Raw genomic sequence first — 19,368 nt, 5'->3', positions numbered from 1 at the left:
GCTAATGTAAGCGAAGAATTCTCACAATACTTTCTCAAGCCAGAAATTTCAAATTTACCTGACTGGTTTAGTGGTCAGATACTTAGAGTTGGTCCTACTAAATTTGAATATGGAAAAATTAAGCTTAAGCTAAATCACTGGTTTGATGGTTTAGTAATGTTATATAGCTTTCAAAGTAATAAAAAAGATATCTATTTTAAAAATAAATATCTAAGGTCTGAGTAATTTTGCGGCTAATAAAGGGAGTATGAAATATGATGAATTTGGAACTAAGCTATCTTCTAAAACTAGTAGAATCATACCGATAATAAAAACCATGTTAGGTCTTAAGGCAGAAAAAAACAAGTTGTAATGTGAATATTTTTAGTATAAATAATAAATTATTAGCAGTTACTGAAGTTACTACGTTACTTGAATTTAGTAGTGACAATCTTAAAACACTAAAAGAGTTTAGATTTGAAGACAAGCTCAAAGGACAATTTAGTTGTGCCCATCCTTAGTTGATCCTATTACCTAAGAGCAATTTAATTTTGTTGTCGATATATCAAATAAGTGTAAATATACTCTTTACAAAATTGCTAAAAATAGTGATAAAAGAGAAAAGTTCTATAAGTTTAGTGATAAGCAATTTATATACAATTATATTTTGTTCGTCACAGATAATTATGTTGTCTTATAATTTAGGTCTATTTAGAGCAAATCCTTTAGAATTTTTGACTAAGCCTATTGCCGAGGTTATAGGCTATGATAAAAATGCTAGTTGTAAATTTTTGCTCTTAAAATAAAAATTCATTTAAAGCTATTTTATAAGAAATACCAAGTATGGTTTTTCTTCATAGTGTTAATTTTTGAAGTCGGTAACCAGATTTAATTTAGATTTTATTGATATATACTGATAGTTTTGATCCATACAAAAAGTTTTATTTTAGAAATATTGATAATGGTGATAGTAAGTTTAAAACAGAGCTTGTTCGCGCAACTATAGATATTAGTAATGCTCATTTAACTAAAAGGGTGGTTGCAGATTATAATGTTGAGTTTCCAAAAAATAATGAAAAGGTTTTAATGAAAAATTATCGCTATGTATATCTAAGAGATGCTGAAGCCTATTTCTTTAATAGCGTAATTAAAGTTGATATTATCAATGTTAATATTAGTATTTTTGGAGATGGTCATTTTGTTTCTGAACCAATATTTATTGCAAATCCACAAGCTCAAAGCGAAGATGATGGTTTAATTTTTATGAATGTAATCGATACGGATAAGAGACTTAGTTATATTGTCTATTTAAATACAAAAGATTTAACGCTAGTATATAAAGCATATTTACCAATTTTAATTCCACCGGCATTGCATGGAATTTACCTAAAGTAGTAATTTTATGAAAAATATAATTTTTGATTTTGATTCGACATTAATTAAAAAAGAGTCTTTAGAGCTAATCTTAAAGCCAATATTACAAAAATCTCCAGCAAAACTAAAAGAGATAGAGGATATAACTAACGTAGGTATGCAAGGAGATATCAACTTTAGAGAGTCTCTAGAAAAGAGATTAGCAATTGCTAGTCCAACTAGACAGAGTATAAAAGAGTTTAGTGATAAATATTGCCCTAACTTACTAACAGATGGTATTAAAGAACTAGTTCAAAATCTCAAAAACAAAGGCTTTCAAATATGGGTTTTTAGTGGTGGGTTAACCGAAAGTGTACAGCCATTTACAGACTATTTAAATATTCCTCGACAAAATATTTTTGCTGTTGAGACTATTTGGAATAGAGATGGTAGTTTCAAAGCGTTTGATAACTCTAATGGAGCTTGTGATTCTAAGTTAAGCGCTTTTGACAAAGCTAAAGGTTTAATTAATGGTGAGGTTATAGCAATTGGTGATAGCTATACTGATTATCAGTTATATGAAAAAGGCTATGTAGCTAAGTTTATTGCCTATATCGAACATGTTGAGAGACAAAAAGTGACAAATTTATCTAAATATGTTGCTAGAAATGTTGCTGAGTTAGCAAGTTTAATTATGTAATTTTTTATAAGATACTATAGAATGAATAAAAGCCACGATCAGTACTAATATACCAATCGAACCACTAAACCACTCAGGAAGATGCATAAATATTTTTAGTAATAATACCATTGCGAGAAAACCAATTGCATAATGAGCACCGTGCTCTAGATAGATATATTTTGCTAGAGTTTTCTTTTCAACAAATAGTATAGTCAAAGATCGCACCAACATCGCACCAATACCTAAACCAATCATAATAATAATGATATTCGCAGTGATAGCAAATGCACCAATAACACCATCAAAACTAAATGAAGCATCTATTATTTCTAAGTAAATAAAACCGATTAAGCCATTGCGAGCGACATCTGTAGTACTAACCTTAGTGGTGTCAAATAATGAGTTAAGCAGACCAATGCTCTCATGAACTATTATTCCCAAGAGAAAAGCAATAGCTAAACTACCTTGATAGTTTGAGTCAGCATAGTAGATTGTTATAACTCCAACGATAATCGCAAAAAGAATGTAACCACCATCATAATTACGAATTTTTTTTGTAATTATGTTATTTTCAATAAGTGGTATCCAATGGTGTCCTTTATTTTCACTTAGAAAGAAGTTTAAGAAAACCATGAGTAAGAAACTACCACCAAAGCTACAAATATAAGACATCGAATGCTCTAATATTGTTTGGTATTGTTGTGGGTTATCTAAAGCAAGCATAACTACACTGGTAAAATTAATACCACTAGTCACACTTACTAGTAAGATTGGAAATATTAGACGCATACCAAAGACAGTGATAGGTAGACCTAAATAAATAAAAATCTTTTGCCATTTTTGTGGCATTTGGCCAAGAATTTTTGCATTGATTACAGCATTATCAAAACTAAGTGATATTTCAAGTATTGCTAGAATTAACACTGAGTATATTGTCTCTAATGGCGCAGTTGGATAAATAAATACAGCGATAGCAACACCAATTAGTGTTATAAACGAAGATCCATAAAAGTATTTTAAAATTTTCAAAGTAATCTAAACTGTTATGTTTTAAACGGATAGATTTTAACATATAAAAGTCTTTTAATAGAGATTTTAAGGTGCTAGTATGTCAATAGCTTTGTACACGCTAATTTTTCTAGCGGGATGTTTTTTTGTATGGCGCAAAAGAATATGCTATAAGCATAGCAGAGCGTACAGCACTTAATTACAATTTGGATTTACTTGATGATACTGTTTGTTTATGTAATATCAATTTGCAATTTGAAAATAAAAGACTAGTTTTTTTATCGAGTATATTCATTTGACTATAATACACAAAGTTCAGATCACAGATACATAGGTTATATAGTTATTAGAAATGGTAGGCTTGATGATGATGATGTTGTTTTAGAGTTTTTAAAAAGCTGAGATTGTAAAAGAAATTAGTATATCTGAGCTAGCTGCTAATACTTCACTGCATAAGCCTTGGTGGGTAAGGAAAATTATAATGATTCATCTACACCAGCTACTAAAGCTTAAAAGGCAGAAATTATAGTTGTAATCCTTTTTGCTTAAAACTTGAATTATATTTAAAACTATAGATTTAAATTATCAAAATTACTTTGGTCTTGAGTTTAACACAAGTCGCCAACAGTAAAAATACCTTATATAGAAACTATGTGATAGTAATCTTATAATTGTGATGTTAGGAAAACAACATCAACTTAATTTAGATTAGTATCTAAGCGCTGAGCAAAATGCTATAGCTTGTGCTTTTATAAGGCTATGTAAAGATAGTTTGTACTTGGTTGAACTATATAGTCGTTGGGTTATAAGAATATTTTTAAATGGTAGGATTTCATTAGTAGATATCGTGGTATTTAGTTTATTTATAAATATGTTAGATGGCAGTTGTGGCAAAAGATGAGCAAATTTTTTGGTAAGCCTTAAGCTTGAGAATTTCATCAAAAATATTCAAGATTCTTTTAATATTAATTTCTAATATTATTCTAGTTTTTACTATAAATAATAAGTTTATAATATTTTTTTAGCTGTAAAATATTTTAAAGTTTGAGTGATAGTTTTTCTAATCTGATTTAGGATAACAAGTTTTTTATAAAAAGAAAGATATATAATTATTAAAGGATAAAACATGAATGTTTTGGAGATTAACGCACAAACTCTGAGAAATAATATTAAGACAATAAAAGAGTATATTGGTAATGTTAAGATTTGTTTTCCTGTTAAGGCAAACGCTTATGGGCATGGTTTAGAGTTGATAGTTAAACATAGTCATGATCTGGTTGATTTTTTTGCTGTGGCTAATGTTTTAGAGGCTTTTAGGGTCTTAGATGTCGTTGAAAAACCTATTATGATTTTTGGAGTAATCCAGTATAACTATATTGATAGAATTTTAAATACAAATATCAGAGTTAGTATCCAAGATTATAATGATATTGATAAGTTAGAAAAATTTGCTAAGTACTACAATAAAAAGCCTTTTGTTCATGTTAATCTCAATACGGGAATGAACCGTATGGGAGTAGACTACAATGATTCTTATAGAACAATACAGAGAGCTTATGAATCTGATTGGTTAATTTTAGAAGGGATCTATAGTCATTTAGCATGTGCTGATAATAGAGATCACCCAACAAATATTAAACAAAAAAAGAGATTTGACAATATTGTTGAATTTACCAAAGGATTATCTCAAGATATTATTTGTCACTTGTCTAATTCTTATGGCTTTTTAGGTCAAAAAGGAATCTGTTATGATATGGTAAGACCAGGGATTTTAAGCTATGGTTTTTTACCAGAGTTTTATGTTGATAGAGCTATAAGAGAAATAAAACCTATCGCAAGATTACTTTCAGAAGTGGTTAAGATAATTACACTGCAAGAGGGAGATGGTGTTGGTTATTCATTGATTTATCGAGGTTTTGAGGGTGAGCAGCTAGCTGTGATTCCTATTGGTTATGGTGATGGTTTTCCTCGTGAATTAGGTGATATAGGTTTTGTCAATATAAATAATGTCATGTATCCTATGGCTGGTAGAATGAGTATGGATGGTCTGACAGTATCTTTAGGAATAAATGAGCATGATGTTAAAATAGGTGATACAGTCGAGCTGATATCAGATATTCCACGCAATCGAAATAGTGTATTTTCAATAGCAAAACAAACAAATACAATCGAATATGATATCATGAGTACGCTAAATGATCGTGTAATAAGAAAGGTCATATAATAATCTAAGGTGTTTACTTAATGAATTAATCACAGTAAACTCATTATTAGAATTTGTTAATTTATTAAGATAAAGGGTGATAATGGAAAAAAAGAGTCTTTCTACTTTTAGTCTTGTGGCTATGGGTGTCGGTGCTATTATGGGTTCTGGTTGGATGTTTGCTGCACAGTATACATCGCAAGAGGCTGGTCCTGGCTCTGTCATTTCATGGATAATAGGTGCAATTTTAATGGTTTTTATAGCTTTGATATTTGCTGAGGTTTGCACAATTGTTCCTGTTGAAGGTTCTACATCACGAATTCCACATATTACGCATGGAACGATAACAAGCTATATGCTAGCATGGATTACATGGATATCATATTTAGTTTTAGCACCAATTGAGGTTCAAGCAGTTATTCAGTATTTGGCTGTTTTTTATCCATCATTAATTGATACAAGTAGAGATGGTGCATTATCAATAGCAGGCTTACCTTTGGCAATTTTCTTCCTTTTAGGCTTTTGTGTGATTAATTTCTATTCACTTAAGTGGTTAGCAAAAATAAACAATATCGTAACTTTATTTAAGGTTGCTATACCAATATTTATATCGATTGTCTTTATAGTTTTTTGTTTTATATTGCCCACATTAAAGGATATAAAAACTGAAGAGCTTTCATTAATACCATTTGGTTTTAATGGTGTTTTAGCAGCTGTTTCTGTTGGTGGTATTGCTTATGCTTTTACTGGATTTAAAACTATCGTTGAGTTGGCTGGAAGTACAAAAAATCCTAAAAAATCTATACCTATAGCAACTGTAGGAGCAGTATTGATTTGTCTAATAATATTTTTATTCTTACAGTTTGCTTATTTGCTAGTAATGTCAAAGTTTATCCATAATAATAATTGGCATAGTGTAGTTATGCCAGGTACAAGCTCATCTAGTTTTGGACCTTTTGCCATAATGGCTCAAGGGTTTGGAGTTAAATGGGTGATGTATCCACTTTATTTCGGAGCGATCGTTTTCCCTTTAATGGCAGGATTAATATATTTTAGTATTGCATTAAAGTCTCTTGGAGCTATGGTTTATAATGGTTATTTACCCAGTATTTTAGGTAAATTAAGTCCAATTATGAAAAAACCGATCTATGCTATTGGCTTAAATTTCCTTATAGCATTAATTATGTTTGCGCCATTTCCTGGTTGGAAAGAGATGGCAACTTTCCTAACATCGTTGATATCTCTTACTTATATTACCGGTCCTACATCAACGATGGCGCTTAGACATCATTTACCAGAGCTTCATAGGCCATTTAGGCTTAGAGGAGCTTATCTATTATCAACTTTAGGGATGTTTGCTGCTACTTTAGTATTTTTATGGAGTGGCTGGACAATAGTCTCAAAAGTAGGTATAGCCTTGATTATCGCTTTAGCAATGCTCGGTATATATAGGACTTTTAGAAAAGATAGATCTGAAGAAATACAATGGAATTTTAGAGAGTCAATATGGTTTTGGGTGTATATCATCTTAGTGACAATAGTTTCATATTTTAGCTCATTTGGCGGTAGAGGTGGTTTAGATTTATATTGGAGTTCTGCAATAATATTAGTAATTAGTTTTATTGTTGTTACAATCGCAAAAAATCTATGTTTACCAGCAGCTGATATGCGAGATGGTATCCGAAAAGCTATTAGTGATGATAATTATATCTAAATAAATATTTCTATTTTTATCTTATATTTCATAATATAATATATTATATTTATTAGTTAAACCAATTTTAAATATACTATGATTAAAGTATCTTTTCAGGGTGAGCACGGTGCTTACTCTGAGCAAGCAATAACTAGCTTATATCAGCAGAATATAAAAGATTTTCAAACAGTTCTGTGCTGGTCTTTTTCTAATACCATCGAATACTATAACTGGTAAATCAAATTTTGTAATGATTCCAATAGAAAACTCTTTAGCTGGTTTTATTGTACAAGCATATGATGAATTGATTAAGAGTAATCTAATGGTTAAAGCTAAGATCATCTTTTAAATAAAACATCGCTTGATGGGGCTAGATGGTATTGATATCTCAGAAGTTGAAAGTGTTATATCTCGTACCCAATTATCACAGTGTACTAATAGTCTAAAAAAAATAAAGCTTACTTCTGAGGAGTTTGTCGATACAGCAGGAGCTGCTAAGTATATTTTTGAGAAAAATAAAAGAAATCACTTAGCTATTGCTGGAGAGTTAGCAGCTAAAACTTATAGTTTAAAGATTTTTAAGCATGAATTTGAAGATGGGAGGTTAAATTATACCCGATTTTCTATTAATAGGTTATGATGATATCAAATACATAATCTCGACCATCAAGAAATAGGGCGTGGAACTATTTATTTTTTATCGATTTTGATGGCTTTGATGATGATCTTAGTGTACAGTAGGCATTACTAGAGGTTCTAAAAAAAAAACACAGTTTTAAAGTTTTAGGTTCTTATAAGAGTTATCATTTTAGTTAGAAGATTTTATAAGTAGAACTAAATAATGAGTTATAAAGTTAATATTATTTATAGGGATGTTAGTAATCTAAAGATTTCTTTAAATAAAGATGGTTTAGTAACAGTAATATCACCGAAAAGTCTAACTCAAAAAGAAATTTTCAAAATTCTTGAGTCTAAAAAAGCATGGCTTGATAAACATGCTAAAAGATTATCAATTAATCAAAAATATGATTACCAAAACTATACTTTGAATGATGGTGATAGTATTTATTTTCTTGGATGCGAATATCCAATTAAATTTGTTGAGTCAAAGCGTAACATTGTAAATTATCATGATGATCATATACAGTTTTTATTAAATCCAAGTGTTATTGCAAATAGAGAATTTAAGTTACAGCTATTAGAGGAATTTTATAAAGATCAAGCAGATATTATTCTTAATAATCTAGTAGCTAAATATCTCAAGATTACTAATCAAGAGATCAATAGGGTTACAATAAAAAAAACAAAGACTCGGTGGGGCTCATGTAACTATGTCAAAAAAAATATCAACCTTAATTTTAATCTTGTTTTACGAGATATTCGAGCAATTGAATATGTGGTTCTACATGAGATAGCCCATTTGACTCATCCAAATCATTCAAAAGAATTTTATACCTATGTAGCTAGCTATATGCCTGATTGGAAAGTTAGAGAAAAAAGTCTAAAATAGAGTATAATTAGTTAGTTAGCTACCATCATTTTTAAAACTTTTTGGAGGCATGTTATGGAAAGTACATTTGAGCTTTTTTCTATAGGAATTGGTCCATCTTCATCTCATACTATAGGTCCGATGAGAGCTGGTTGTGATTTTATAAGTTTGTATAAAGATAAATTGCCTCAAACTACTCGTGTTAAGATTGATTTATTTGGTTCTCTTGCTTTAACTGGTAAAGGTCATAAAACAGACTATGCTGTTGTTTTAGGGGTTATGGGTTTTTTACCAGAGTCAGTAGATATTGAATTAGCAAAAAGACTCTATGAGAACTGCTTAAGGTATAAGAAACTAAATTTGAGTCAAAAGTTTGAAATTGATTTTGATTATAATAAAGATTTGGTATTTCATTATAACGAGTTTTTACCAGAGCATTCTAATGGTATGCGTTTTTCACTTTTTAATGGTGGCAAGCTACTTTGTGAAAAAGAATATTTTTCAATTGGTGGTGGTTTTATTGTCGATAAAAAACAAATTAAAAAAGATACTGTTCCTACAGAAGTTCCATGCGACAAACCTTATAAGTTTGCAGCTATGGCTGAATTAAGAGAGCTTTGCCAGCGAGATGGCAAAACGATTGATGAGATAATGTTTGAAAATGAAAAGACAGCTTATGGTGAGCAGGAATCATTAGATAGGCTAGCTGAGATCTGGCATGTCATGGAAACATCAATCGAAAAAGGTTTAACTTGTGCTGAAGCAACACTACCAGGAGGTCTCAAAGTCAGAAAAAGAGCTCCAAGTATGATTAGAAAGCTTAAGGAGAAAAATATTGTCAATACTGATTTTAATTATCTAAATGCTTTTGCAATAGCTGTAAATGAGCAAAATGCGTGTGGTGAAAGAGTAGTCACAGCACCTACTAATGGTGCTGCAGGTATTATTCCAGCTGTACTTAAGTATTATTTACAAACTCATGAGTTTGTAAATCAACAAGATCTTAAAGAGGTAGTTAATAAATACCTGCTTGTATGTGCAGCTATTGGTATTTTGTATAAATCAGGTGCGTCAATTTCAGCAGCTGAAGTAGGTTGTCAAGGAGAGGTTGGTGTTGCCTGCTCAATGGCAGCTGCTGGATATTGTGCTTTACTTGGAGGAGATCTCGATTCTATTGAGTCAGCAGCAGAAATTGGTATGGAGCATAATTTAGGACTTACTTGTGATCCTATTAGCGGTTTGGTACAGATTCCATGTATAGAACGTAATGCTATGGGAGCTGTGCAAGCTATAAATGCAGCTAAACTTGCATACCTTGATACAGGTGAGAAGCGCTTTGTCGGTTTAGATTATGTAATTAAGGTTATGTATGAAACTGGTTTAGATATGTCTAGTAAATATAAAGAAACTTCTTTAGGAGGTTTAGCTACTAATGTTCCTGTATGTTAGTTAATTTATAGTATTGAAACATCTAAGTTTTAAGTTAATTTGACAAAATTATACTGATCTAGTATAGTTTAAGCTGTAAAAGTTCTACAAGATTTTTGATATGTATGATGTAAATAAAATTAGACAAGATTTTCCTTTTTTAGCACAAAAAATAAATAACAAGTCAGTACTTTTTTTTGACACAGGTGCTTCAGCACAAAAACCTCAAGCTGTTATAGAATCTATAACTGAAGCATATGCATATAATTATGCTAATGTACACAGAGGAGTATACTATCTTAGCCAAGAGGCTAGTAAGAAGTATGAAAATGTCCGTCAAATTGTGCAAAGGTTCTTAAATTCTAAATCAACAGATGAAATAGTTATAACAAAAGGAACTACAGAGGCTATTAACCTAGTTGCTAGCAGTCTTGGTAAAAGTATTATTAAACCTAATGATGAGATAATTGTCACAGAAATGGAGCATCATGCTAATTTTGTACCATGGCAGATGCTTTGTGAAGACAAAAATCTAGCTTTTAAAGTAGCTGTGGTTAAAGATAATGGTGAGCTAGATGTTGAGAATTTATTAGCTTTAGTTACTGCTAAAACTAAAATCTTAGCAATTACATTATGTTCTAATGTTTTAGGGACAATTAATCCTGTAAAAGATATTATCAAACAAGTTAGAGAAATTAATCCAGATATAGTCGTCTTGGTAGATGGTGCTCAAGCAGTTATTCATACCAAGGTTGATGTTCAAGATTTAGATTGTGACTTTTTTGTTTTTTCTGGGCATAAACTGTACGGTCCAACTGGAGTAGGTATTCTACATGGTAAATATGAGCTGCTAAAACAACTTCCACCTTATAATTATGGTGGCGATATGGTTGAAGAAGTAACTATAGCCAAAACCACATTTGCATTCCCACCATATAGGTTTGAAGCAGGAACACCAAATATTGTTGGTGCTATTGGGCTTGGTAGTGCTATTGAGTATGTTGATTCAATTGGTATGAGTAATATTGAGAAACATGAGCAAAAATTGTTAAAGTACGCGACAAGTGAGTTTAATAAAATTGATGGTCTAAATATAATTGGACAAGCAAAACATAAAGCAGGGGTGATAACTTTTAGTATTGAAGGTTGTAACGCTGGTGATATTGGTGAGCTACTAGCAATCAAAGGGATATGTGTGAGAACTGGCAAGCATTGTGCTCATCCTTTGATGTATCGAATGGGAGTTACATCAATAGTACGTATGTCTTTTGGGATGTATAATACTTTTGAAGAAATAGATTTGTTCATAATAGCATTGAAAAAAGTAATATCTCAATTAAAATAATTTAGCAAAAAGAGGCAAGTATGGTAGAAGTTTTTGATCCAAATGCTAGTAGTGTTTTAGAAGTGACAGATGCTGCAGCTAAACACTTCAAGAAACATTTAGAAAAGCATGATGGTTATATAGGTATTTATGTTGGAACTAAGGTTATGGGTTGTTCTGGCTTAGCTTATGATGTTAATTTTGTTAAACAGCAACCTGAAGATACACAGAAAGTACAGCAGCATGGTATTAGTTTTTTTGTATCTAACAAATCTATGGATTTTCTTAATGGTCTAAAAATTGATTACGTTAAACATGATTTTGGATTATATAAGTTAGAATATACAAATCCAAACGAGTCAGCACGTTGTGGTTGTGGTGAAAGTTTTACGGTTTAGGAATATGTATAGTAATGAAAGTAACAGATGTAACAATAGTAAGAAGGCAAGTAAAAACAACTGCTGTGCCATTTGGTAATGAGGTCGAGCTAATGCCTGGTCAAGAAGTTCTAGTAACTCAAGATAAGGGAGGAAGCTTTACTCTAAATGTAAATGGTAATTTACTTCATTTAGATGGAAAAGATGCTGATGCTATAGGTAAACAAATTATTAAATATCCTATAGAAGAATATGATATAAAGCCTGGTGATCCTATAAATATGGATGCTATTTGGGATCAAATGAGAACAGTTTATGATCCAGAAATTCCTGTCAATATTGTTGATCTTGGTTTAATTTATAATATTTTGACTAGAAAGCTAGAGAATGGTAATTTTCATGTAATTATTGATATGACATTAACAGCGCCTGGATGCGGTATGGGGCCAGTGCTTATGGCAGATGTTGAAAAAAGAGTAGCAATGATTCCTAATGTAGATAAGGTTGATATAGTGATGGTTTTTGATCCACCATGGAATTCAGAAATGATGACTGAAGTTGCTAAGTTAGAGTTAGGACTATTTTAGCAATTTATTTTATGAATAAGATAGCAATTTATCCAGGCACATTTGATCCTATTACCAATGGACATGTTGACTTAATTGATCGTGCGCTAAATATTTTTGATCAAATAGTTGTTGCAGTATCTACAGCTTATGGTAAAAATACTCTTTTTGATATTTGCACTAGAGAGCAAATGATAAAAGAAGTTTTTAAAGATAATCAAAGAGTCAAAGTTGTAAGCTTTCAAGGTCTACTTGTTGATACAGCAGTAAAACATAATGCTTGTGCAATAGTTAGAGGTCTCAGAGCTGTATCTGATTTTGATTATGAATTTCAGATGTCAAGTATGAATAATAAACTTAATAGCGATATTCAAACTATATTCTTAACTCCAAGTGAGAAGTTTTCATGTATTTCTTCAACATTGATTAGAGCGGTAGCAATACATAACTATAAGCGTGTGGATGAGTTTGTGCCTAAGTGTGTCTTCCATGAGATAAAGCTTAAATATTCTAAGGACTGAAAATTATGGCATTACTAATTACTGATGAATGTATTAATTGTGATATTTGTGAACCTGAGTGTCCTAATGAGGCAATATCACAAGGTGAAGAATACTACGAGATTGATCCAAAAAAATGTACCGAATGCTTTGGGCACTTTGATGAGTCTCAATGTACTAAAGTTTGCCCAGTTAGATGTATAATCATAGATCCAAATAACATAGAAACGCAACAACAGCTTTTAGATAAGTATAAAAAACTTAGTATCATAAAGCTATAAAAAATTCTTGGAAAATATTTTTTATTAATGTAAACTGACTTAGTCTTATGTTTTGGCATGTGAATAAAAAGAATTTAAAGGAGTTTTTGATGAGATTTAAAAGTATTGTTATTACTACATCTATGTTACTAGGTACAGCTACAGCATCAATAGCGGCAGATTCTGATAATATAGATATGTCAGTAAACACAAATTTAGCTACTACTCAAAGTAGTGGTTTTGCTTCTGGTACTTTTATTGCTCCTTTTGCAAATACTTATAGCTCTTTAACAAATAAAGATAATACTTGGGGTCCTCAAGATAGAACTGGCCAGTGGTACTTAGGTGTTCAGGTTAATGGCCTTGCAGGAACTCCTAATTCACCATCAGGTGCAGGAGTTAACTTTATCTTAGGTTACAATATCAGCAAATATTTTGCAATTCAATATAACCAGTTAGTTGGTAGAGATTTTTCTGGTTTAGGAGAAGGAGTTATCAACTTTAGTAATAGTACTATGTTTACTCCATATGCTGCAGGTGGTGCTGGTTGGGCAAGCTTAGCAGGTCAAGTAACTGGGGCTTGGGATGTTGGTGGTGGTCTTAAGTTTGAACTTTCTAGAAATGTTCAAGCAAGTGTTGACTACAGATATATTCAAACAATGGCACCTAGTAATATTTCTGGTGCGAATGGTAGAGCAGGTACTAATATGATTGGTGCTGGATTAACGTGGTTCTTTGATGGCAAAGACAATACTAATAATGATACTGGTAAAGTCCAAGATAATGGTGCAACTACAGCTGCACAAACTGTTGCTATGCCTACTATTGATGAGTCTAAGTATATTTTACCTGCAGGTATTAAGCAGTGTGAAGGTAACTTTAATCTAACTGAAGATGGTGTTGCATGCTATACAGTTAATGGTGATTACGTAACAGTTTACTTAGATACTAAGTTTGCTTATGATAAAGCTACTTTAAATGCTAAAGGTAAAAAAGCAATTGCATCTTTTGTTAAGTTTATCAAAGATAGTAATATTGCTTCTGTGACAGTTAAAGGTTATGCTTCTCAAGGCCAAACTGGTAGTGAATTTAGTGTATATAACCAAAAACTTTCTGAAAAAAGAGCAAAAGCTGTCGCTGACTACATGAAGCAACTAGGCTTAGATAGTGAGAAGATAGTCACTAAAGGTTTTGGGTACTATTATACTTTAGGAGGTATTCCTAAATCTGACCCGCGTAACCAGCGTGTAGAAGCTAGTGTATTATCTCCTCTTAAATAAGATAAATAATTCTTAAATTTAAGTTTTGATTATTACATAATACTTACTTATTAAATTTACAAATCTTATAACTCTTTAACTCTATTTAGGTTTTTATTTGTAATATTTGCTTATTAATTACATTGCATTTATTTGAGAGTTTGTTATTTAATTCTACAGTTTAAAGTGGATATAATTTCTAGCTAGTTTTAAAAACTAGTTAACAAGCTTGAAGTGGTTAAATAGAAATTAACATAATAGGTATTTGTTTAATTAGTCTTTTTTTACTTTCAAAGATTTAATGTAAATATAAAACTATAATGAAGTAGTTGTTTAAATATATCTAGAAGTAATGTTATTTCTGTATTTTCAGGATTAACCAAATACTGATGTTGATTTATCTTCTGTATAATCTGATTATTTAAGCTCTTGATACTAGATAGAATAACTGTAGCAGAATCTGATACCGGTTACACTAGGTATCTAGATAATAATACTAAAACTCTGTGCACTTATAGGTACACACAATAAAGGATTTACTTTTATAAAAGCCTTTAAAATAAAAGCTTTTAGTATATTATATCACATCACCAATTTGGAACATTGGCATATACATACTAACTACTAGGAAACCAACAACACCACCTAAAACAATCATAATCAAAGGTTCGAGTATTGAGCTTAAACTTCCTACTAATGTGTCTACTTCTTCTTGATATACTCTTTTTAGGTTATCTAACATAATTTCTAGAGCACCTGATTCCTCACCTACAGCAATCATTTGTTCAACCAAAAATGGAAAGCTTCCTGTCTCAATAATAGCTTCTTTAAATGATGTACCTTCATTAATACTCTTTTTAATATCTAGAGCAGCTTGATCATACTTTGCATTTCCTGTTGCAAGAGATACCATATCTAGGGCGCGTGTCAAACTCATGCCAGATTGAATAGTTATTTCTAAAGTACTGGCAAATCTTGCTAGTGATGATTTAAATATAACTTCGCCAATTATAGGTATCTTTAACATAAAGTGATCTTGAGCAATTTGGATTTTAGGAAATCTAAATTTTAATGATTTATAGACTATTATTGTGATAAATATTACTAGAATAATTTTCCACCATGAATTCTGCATAAAGTTAGAGGCATCAACAGTCAATTGTGTAATTGCAGGTAATGGCTTACCAGAATTTATAAACATTGCTGAGAACGCTGGAACAGCAAATGTTAATAATATACTAGTCACACCAGCAGCGATAATACATACTATAATTGGATAAGATAGAGCCTTTTTTACTTTCTTTTTAATACCCTGTAATGCTTCACGCTGATCAGTAATTTTGTTAAGCATCAGGTCAAGATTTCCTGATTCTTCACCAGCAGTAATAAGACCAACATATAATTTATCAAATATTTTAGGAAAGTTACTGAGAGCTTTTGAAAATGAATCACCACTTTCAATTGCTTGTTTTATTTCAATAGCTAATATTTTAAGGCGTGGATGCTTACGAATACCCATAATAAATACCTCAAATGATTTAATTATGGGAATACCAGCTTTAGTCATTGTCGCTAGCTGGCGCGTCATCTCTGTAATATCTTGATAAGATATTTTCTTAGGTAGTAGATCTTTAGGTTGTTTTCTGACTTTGATATCAGAGTAGCCTTTTTGTCTTAATTGAATTTCTACCTTCTCTTTGGTATCAGCATCAATACTACCTTTAGTTTTTTTGCCACTTTTTAGCTTAGCTTTATAATTCCATGATGTAATAGCTGTTTTATTTTTATCTTTTTTACCAAATAGCATATATTAATTTTATTCCTTTTAACTTACGCGGTATGCTTCTTCCATTGATGTCAAACCTTCAGCAACTCTAACTAGAGCTGATTGTCGTACAGTAGCCACTCCTTCTTTTTGAGCTTGTACCGCAATTTCTATAGTGTTCTTACCTTCTAATATCATTCTTGATATTTGCCTAGATACAGGCATAACTTCATATAAACCAATTCTTCCTTTATAACCTTTGAAACACCTTGGGCAGCCTTTAGGATTAGCTTTGTAAATCTTTGCATTTTTTACTTTATCTAGTGTCACACCAAATGTTTGTGATAATATTTCGTCATTAAGACCACTATCTTCTACAAGAAGTGAAAATTCTGTATCTGTATCTGGTAACTTGCACTTAGGACATAGTTTGCGAGTTAAACGTTGCGCGATAATTAATGTTACAGATGTAGCAATATTATACCTAGGTAATCCCATATCAACAAGTCTATTTAATGTCTCTGGAGCACTGTTAGTATGTAGTGTTGACATAACTAAGTGACCTGTTTGAGAGGCTTTGATTGCGATAGAACCTGTTTCAATATCTCTAATCTCACCGACCATGATTATATCTGGATCTTGACGTAAGAAAGACTTAAGTGCCGCTGCGAAGGTAAGCCCTTGTTTATTATTAACACTTACTTGGTTAATACCTTTTACAATAAGCTCGACTGGGTCTTCGGCAGTTGAGATATTTTTTTCTGGTTCATTAAGAATATTTATACCAGTGTATAAAGTAACAGTTTTACCAGATCCTGTTGGCCCTGTTACTAGTACCATGCCTTGAGATTGTTGAATATATTTAATATAGGTTTCTTTTTGTGATTCTGAGAAACCTAATTGTTCTATTGGTATTTGTGTTGAGCTTGAATCTATAATACGCAATACAACTTTTTCACCAAAACTAATTGGACATGTACTTACACGAAAATCGATAGCTTTTTCACGTGAGAGAGATATCTTAAATTTACCATCTTGAGGAATTCTCTTTTCAGCAATATCTAAATTTGACATGATCTTAAGTCTAGAAATAACCTTTGGAGCTAAATTCTTCTTAGTATTAAAAGTTTCAATTAGAAGACCATCTATCCTATAGCGAATACGGAAGTTTTTTTCATATGGTTCAAAATGTATATCCGAAGCACCTTTTTGGATAGCATCAACTATAGTATTATTAATAAAACGAATGATTGGAGCTTCATCATCTTCACCGCTACTTATTATCGCATCGCCTTCGCGTTCTCCATCTTCAACGAAGTCTATATCAAGTTCAGATCCTGCAATTCTTTCATTTAGCTTTGCGTCATCTTCTCTTTGTCCCTCATCTTTGAGATACTGTTCATATTCTTCAATTTTTTCTTTAAGATGATTTAGCTCAGCAACTACTGGAATAAATGCACAATCATATTTACTACGGAGTTTTTTTAGAATTTGTTGACTTTCAATAGGGTTAGCAATTGCGACATGAATAGTCTTTTTACGTGTAAAAAGTGCTAAGCATTGATTTTCACGACAAAAATTAATGTCAAAGTATTCTTGAGGTAAAAATTTTACATTTATAGCTGTTAAGTCGATATATTGTAAACGCAGTAATGTTGCGGACTCTATCATGAAAGATTTACTATCAATGATCTCATTTTCAATCAAGTATTCTAAAAAGCCCTGTTTTGCTAAATACTTATCGTGACTTATTTCTTCAAGCTGTTGCTTTGTGATAAGCTTACGGTGAAGTAAAAGCGAAGCAAGTTTTTTACAAATATTTGGATTTTCAATCATCTATATAAACATAAATCTCAAAATAGTAGAAAAATTATAACATGATAAAAGTAATTTTTTAAAAACAAAATATTTAAGTTAAATTAATTAAAATATCTTCTGTAATTATAGTTTTTGATGTATAATCAGCGACGTAATTTAATAATATCAAAATATATGCATGTAGATAAATTTATCTCTCACAGAGGTGCTAATAGTTATTTCATTGAGAATACACTCGAAGCTTTAAAATTGCTAAGAATACTGGTTTTTATTGGTTTGAAACAGATGTTCAAATGATTAGCGATGACGAGTTGTTTCTTTTTCACGATAAAACACCAAAGAGATTTGCTGATTGTGATAAAAATGTCATAAAAATATCACTAAATGAGCTAAAGCAAATACAACTTATTCACCTAGTGTTTAAAAATAAAAAATAAGGTTCCAACTCTGAGAGAATATCTTGATTGGGCTAGTGAAAATGATGTTTTTTCCAATCTTGAGCTTAAGATAACTACTCAAGACAAAAATTACCAGCAAAAGCTATAGAAAAGGTTTTTAAAATACTTCAAGAGTATCCTAAGCTAAAAACAAATATATTAATATCAAACTTTTCAAATTTTGTAATGAAAGCTTTAATAAAATATAAAAACTATCCTCAAGTGAAACTTTTTTATACAATAAATTGGCCTAGGCACTTTGATTATATTGACAAAAAATTACATAAGAATTATAAACGAAATGATTATCTAGCGATTGTTATTAACTACAGTTGTTTAAACCAGCAAAGAGTCAATTATTTAAAACGCAAATTTAACAAAATATTTGTGTATTCAGTTTATACTAATTCTGAAGTTAAACAATTACTCATATGGGGTATAGACGCGATATTCGTTGATAAAAAAGAGCAGCTAAATTTAAGTTTATAAATAATCTTTGAGAATTTCTTCTACAGTTATGGTTATCTTTTGACTATAAGGACAACCTTCAGGATAGAAGTATTTTAGTTCTATAAAGCCATCAGTGATTCGATATTTGAATGTAACAAAAGAATAAACATCTTTGATTACTTGTAATTTTTCTGTTAATAAGCTTTCACAAATATTATAAATATTCCACTTTTTACGTATAATTTTTCTATTTTGTTGCGTATTTGCTAGTTTTAATTCTTCAAGCATAGTGATACATTCTTGAGGAGGACCAGGAAAAACATAGATATTTCTACCTGTGTCAAATTCTAGTTTAAAACCATTAGCTGTACCATTTTTATTTATCATAATTTGTGAACCTTCAGGGAACATGGCCTGCTTTTTAGTTCCTAAAGTTATTTTGCCATACTTGGCGAGCGTCCGTTGCTCTAAATTTTTCCAAGAAGACTGATCAAGTATGAGTTTTTTATCAAAATATTTTGCAATTGTTTCTTTAGTTAGATCATCTTCTGTCGGTCCCAAACCACCTATAGTTATGATATTTTTGTGCGTTGATTTTAAGAAGTCTAAACTAGCTATAATATCATCGTAACTGTCTTTACAGCTTAGATGAAAACCAACGTGGAAATCTTTTTTAACAAGATATTTTGCAAATACACTTGAATTAGTGTTGACAATATCACCATCAGTTATTTCATCACCAATTACGATAACCCCAAAGTCATACTTCATAAT

The 19,368-nt window shown here is 31.0% G+C and carries 17 protein-coding genes and 5 pseudogenes; 18 read left to right on the top strand and 4 right to left on the bottom strand.

The annotated features are described in order from the left end of the window. Positions 1-9 precede the first annotated feature (9 nt). The 4 genes and pseudogenes from FSC845_RS09335 to FSC845_RS05800 all read left to right on the top strand — a co-directional run. Positions 10-225 (top strand): annotated as a pseudogene (locus FSC845_RS09335) (carotenoid oxygenase family protein); the annotation flags it as partial. A 128-nt stretch (positions 226-353) separates the two neighbouring features. Next, positions 354-500: a carotenoid oxygenase family protein gene (locus FSC845_RS09330; RefSeq protein WP_227806671.1), complete on the top strand. Its 147-nt coding sequence runs from the start codon at positions 354-356 to the stop codon at positions 498-500. A 382-nt stretch (positions 501-882) separates the two neighbouring features. Further along, entirely contained in the window at positions 883-1,374 is a 492-nt protein-coding gene (locus FSC845_RS09050; RefSeq protein ID WP_064461101.1) for a carotenoid oxygenase family protein, read from the top strand. A gap of 7 nt (positions 1,375-1,381) precedes the next feature. After that, a complete protein-coding gene (locus FSC845_RS05800) occupies positions 1,382-2,032 on the top strand; it encodes an HAD-IB family phosphatase (protein ID WP_064461100.1) in 651 nt (216 codons plus the stop codon). Here the strand turns inward: FSC845_RS05800 and FSC845_RS05795 are convergent. After that, positions 2,021-3,043, bottom strand: coding sequence for a DUF475 domain-containing protein (locus FSC845_RS05795; RefSeq protein WP_064461099.1), 1,023 nt, complete (start codon positions 3,041-3,043; stop codon positions 2,021-2,023). The genes FSC845_RS05800 and FSC845_RS05795 overlap by 12 nt on opposite strands. A 79-nt stretch (positions 3,044-3,122) precedes the next feature. On the opposite strand from FSC845_RS05795, the pseudogene FSC845_RS07515 reads away from it, so the two are divergent. The 13 genes and pseudogenes from FSC845_RS07515 to FSC845_RS05740 all read left to right on the top strand — a co-directional run. Continuing rightward, positions 3,123-3,470: pseudogene (locus FSC845_RS07515) on the top strand (DUF3301 domain-containing protein); the annotation flags it as partial. Positions 3,471-3,503: 33 nt separating this feature from the next. After that, a pseudogene (locus FSC845_RS09045) lies at positions 3,504-3,998 on the top strand (Tom37 metaxin N-terminal-like domain-containing protein). Positions 3,999-4,148: 150 nt separating this feature from the next. After that, positions 4,149-5,246 carry an alanine racemase gene (alr, locus tag FSC845_RS05790; RefSeq protein ID WP_064461098.1) on the top strand — a complete coding sequence of 366 codons (1,098 nt, stop codon included), beginning with the start codon at positions 4,149-4,151 and terminating at the stop codon, positions 5,244-5,246. Positions 5,247-5,328: 82 nt separating this feature from the next. Continuing rightward, positions 5,329-6,939 carry an APC family permease gene (locus tag FSC845_RS05785; protein ID WP_064461097.1) on the top strand — a complete coding sequence of 537 codons (1,611 nt, stop codon included), beginning with the start codon at positions 5,329-5,331 and terminating at the stop codon, positions 6,937-6,939. A gap of 78 nt (positions 6,940-7,017) precedes the next feature. Then, positions 7,018-7,737 (top strand): annotated as a pseudogene (locus FSC845_RS05780) (prephenate dehydratase). A 25-nt stretch (positions 7,738-7,762) separates the two neighbouring features. Beyond that, positions 7,763-8,431: a M48 family metallopeptidase gene (locus FSC845_RS05775; RefSeq protein ID WP_064461096.1), complete on the top strand. Its 669-nt coding sequence runs from the start codon at positions 7,763-7,765 to the stop codon at positions 8,429-8,431. A gap of 54 nt (positions 8,432-8,485) precedes the next feature. Continuing rightward, positions 8,486-9,859, top strand: coding sequence for an L-serine ammonia-lyase (locus FSC845_RS05770; RefSeq protein WP_064461095.1), 1,374 nt, complete (start codon positions 8,486-8,488; stop codon positions 9,857-9,859). A gap of 100 nt (positions 9,860-9,959) precedes the next feature. Then, positions 9,960-11,183 (top strand): aminotransferase class V-fold PLP-dependent enzyme, encoded by a 1,224-nt coding sequence (locus FSC845_RS05765; RefSeq protein ID WP_064461094.1) that lies wholly within the window; start codon positions 9,960-9,962, stop codon positions 11,181-11,183. A 20-nt stretch (positions 11,184-11,203) separates the two neighbouring features. Next, complete coding sequence (locus FSC845_RS05760; protein ID WP_064461093.1) at positions 11,204-11,560, top strand: HesB/IscA family protein; 357 nt, start codon at positions 11,204-11,206, stop codon at positions 11,558-11,560. A 14-nt stretch (positions 11,561-11,574) separates the two neighbouring features. Further along, positions 11,575-12,126, top strand: a complete 552-nt coding sequence (gene sufT, locus FSC845_RS05755; RefSeq protein WP_064461092.1) for a putative Fe-S cluster assembly protein SufT — start codon at positions 11,575-11,577, stop codon at positions 12,124-12,126. An 11-nt stretch (positions 12,127-12,137) separates the two neighbouring features. Continuing rightward, positions 12,138-12,626, top strand: a complete 489-nt coding sequence (gene coaD / locus FSC845_RS05750) for a pantetheine-phosphate adenylyltransferase (protein ID WP_064461091.1) — start codon at positions 12,138-12,140, stop codon at positions 12,624-12,626. A gap of 5 nt (positions 12,627-12,631) precedes the next feature. After that, the gene (locus FSC845_RS05745) at positions 12,632-12,886 is read left to right on the top strand and encodes a YfhL family 4Fe-4S dicluster ferredoxin (protein ID WP_064461090.1); all 255 of its coding nucleotides are present in this window, start codon (positions 12,632-12,634) and stop codon (positions 12,884-12,886) included. Between the two features lie 89 nt (positions 12,887-12,975). Then, positions 12,976-14,145, top strand: coding sequence for an OmpA family protein (locus tag FSC845_RS05740; RefSeq protein WP_064461089.1), 1,170 nt, complete (start codon positions 12,976-12,978; stop codon positions 14,143-14,145). Positions 14,146-14,701: 556 nt separating this feature from the next. Here the strand turns inward: FSC845_RS05740 and FSC845_RS05735 are convergent. Further along, positions 14,702-15,931: a type II secretion system F family protein gene (locus tag FSC845_RS05735; protein WP_064461088.1), complete on the bottom strand. Its 1,230-nt coding sequence runs from the start codon at positions 15,929-15,931 to the stop codon at positions 14,702-14,704. Positions 15,932-15,949: 18 nt separating this feature from the next. After that, positions 15,950-17,725, bottom strand: a complete 1,776-nt coding sequence (pilB, locus tag FSC845_RS05730) for a type IV-A pilus assembly ATPase PilB (RefSeq protein WP_064461087.1) — start codon at positions 17,723-17,725, stop codon at positions 15,950-15,952. Positions 17,726-17,881: 156 nt separating this feature from the next. Between pilB and FSC845_RS05725 the strand changes: the two are divergent. Next, positions 17,882-18,633 (top strand): annotated as a pseudogene (locus FSC845_RS05725) (glycerophosphodiester phosphodiesterase family protein). Here the strand turns inward: FSC845_RS05725 and FSC845_RS05720 are convergent. After that, positions 18,628-19,365 carry a competence/damage-inducible protein A gene (locus FSC845_RS05720; RefSeq protein WP_064461086.1) on the bottom strand — a complete coding sequence of 246 codons (738 nt, stop codon included), beginning with the start codon at positions 19,363-19,365 and terminating at the stop codon, positions 18,628-18,630. The pseudogene FSC845_RS05725 and the gene FSC845_RS05720 overlap by 6 nt on opposite strands. Positions 19,366-19,368 lie beyond the last annotated feature (3 nt).

This window comes from Francisella persica ATCC VR-331, assembly GCF_001653955.1.
GTDB lineage: Bacteria > Pseudomonadota > Gammaproteobacteria > Francisellales > Francisellaceae > Francisella > Francisella persica.
The sequence above is the reverse complement of the archived record's forward strand: the minus strand, read 5'-3'. Positions and strand labels throughout refer to the sequence as shown.

What these genes read in the sequence shown, in the direction of transcription:
- sufT (WP_064461092.1), top strand. Translation starts at nt 11,575, where the DNA reads ATGAAAGTAACAGATGTAACAATAGTAAGAAGGCAAGTAAAAACAACT.
- FSC845_RS05720 (WP_064461086.1), bottom strand. Translation starts at nt 19,365, where the DNA reads ATGAAGTATGACTTTGGGGTTATCGTAATTGGTGATGAAATAACTGAT.
- FSC845_RS05785 (WP_064461097.1), top strand. Translation starts at nt 5,329, where the DNA reads ATGGAAAAAAAGAGTCTTTCTACTTTTAGTCTTGTGGCTATGGGTGTC.
- FSC845_RS05800 (WP_064461100.1), top strand. Translation starts at nt 1,382, where the DNA reads ATGAAAAATATAATTTTTGATTTTGATTCGACATTAATTAAAAAAGAG.
- FSC845_RS05760 (WP_064461093.1), top strand. Translation starts at nt 11,204, where the DNA reads ATGGTAGAAGTTTTTGATCCAAATGCTAGTAGTGTTTTAGAAGTGACA.
- coaD (WP_064461091.1), top strand. Translation starts at nt 12,138, where the DNA reads ATGAATAAGATAGCAATTTATCCAGGCACATTTGATCCTATTACCAAT.
- alr (WP_064461098.1), top strand. Translation starts at nt 4,149, where the DNA reads ATGAATGTTTTGGAGATTAACGCACAAACTCTGAGAAATAATATTAAG.
- FSC845_RS05735 (WP_064461088.1), bottom strand. Translation starts at nt 15,931, where the DNA reads ATGCTATTTGGTAAAAAAGATAAAAATAAAACAGCTATTACATCATGG.
- FSC845_RS05765 (WP_064461094.1), top strand. Translation starts at nt 9,960, where the DNA reads ATGTATGATGTAAATAAAATTAGACAAGATTTTCCTTTTTTAGCACAA.
- FSC845_RS05740 (WP_064461089.1), top strand. Translation starts at nt 12,976, where the DNA reads ATGAGATTTAAAAGTATTGTTATTACTACATCTATGTTACTAGGTACA.
- FSC845_RS05770 (WP_064461095.1), top strand. Translation starts at nt 8,486, where the DNA reads ATGGAAAGTACATTTGAGCTTTTTTCTATAGGAATTGGTCCATCTTCA.
- FSC845_RS05745 (WP_064461090.1), top strand. Translation starts at nt 12,632, where the DNA reads ATGGCATTACTAATTACTGATGAATGTATTAATTGTGATATTTGTGAA.
- FSC845_RS05775 (WP_064461096.1), top strand. Translation starts at nt 7,763, where the DNA reads ATGAGTTATAAAGTTAATATTATTTATAGGGATGTTAGTAATCTAAAG.
- pilB (WP_064461087.1), bottom strand. Translation starts at nt 17,725, where the DNA reads ATGATTGAAAATCCAAATATTTGTAAAAAACTTGCTTCGCTTTTACTT.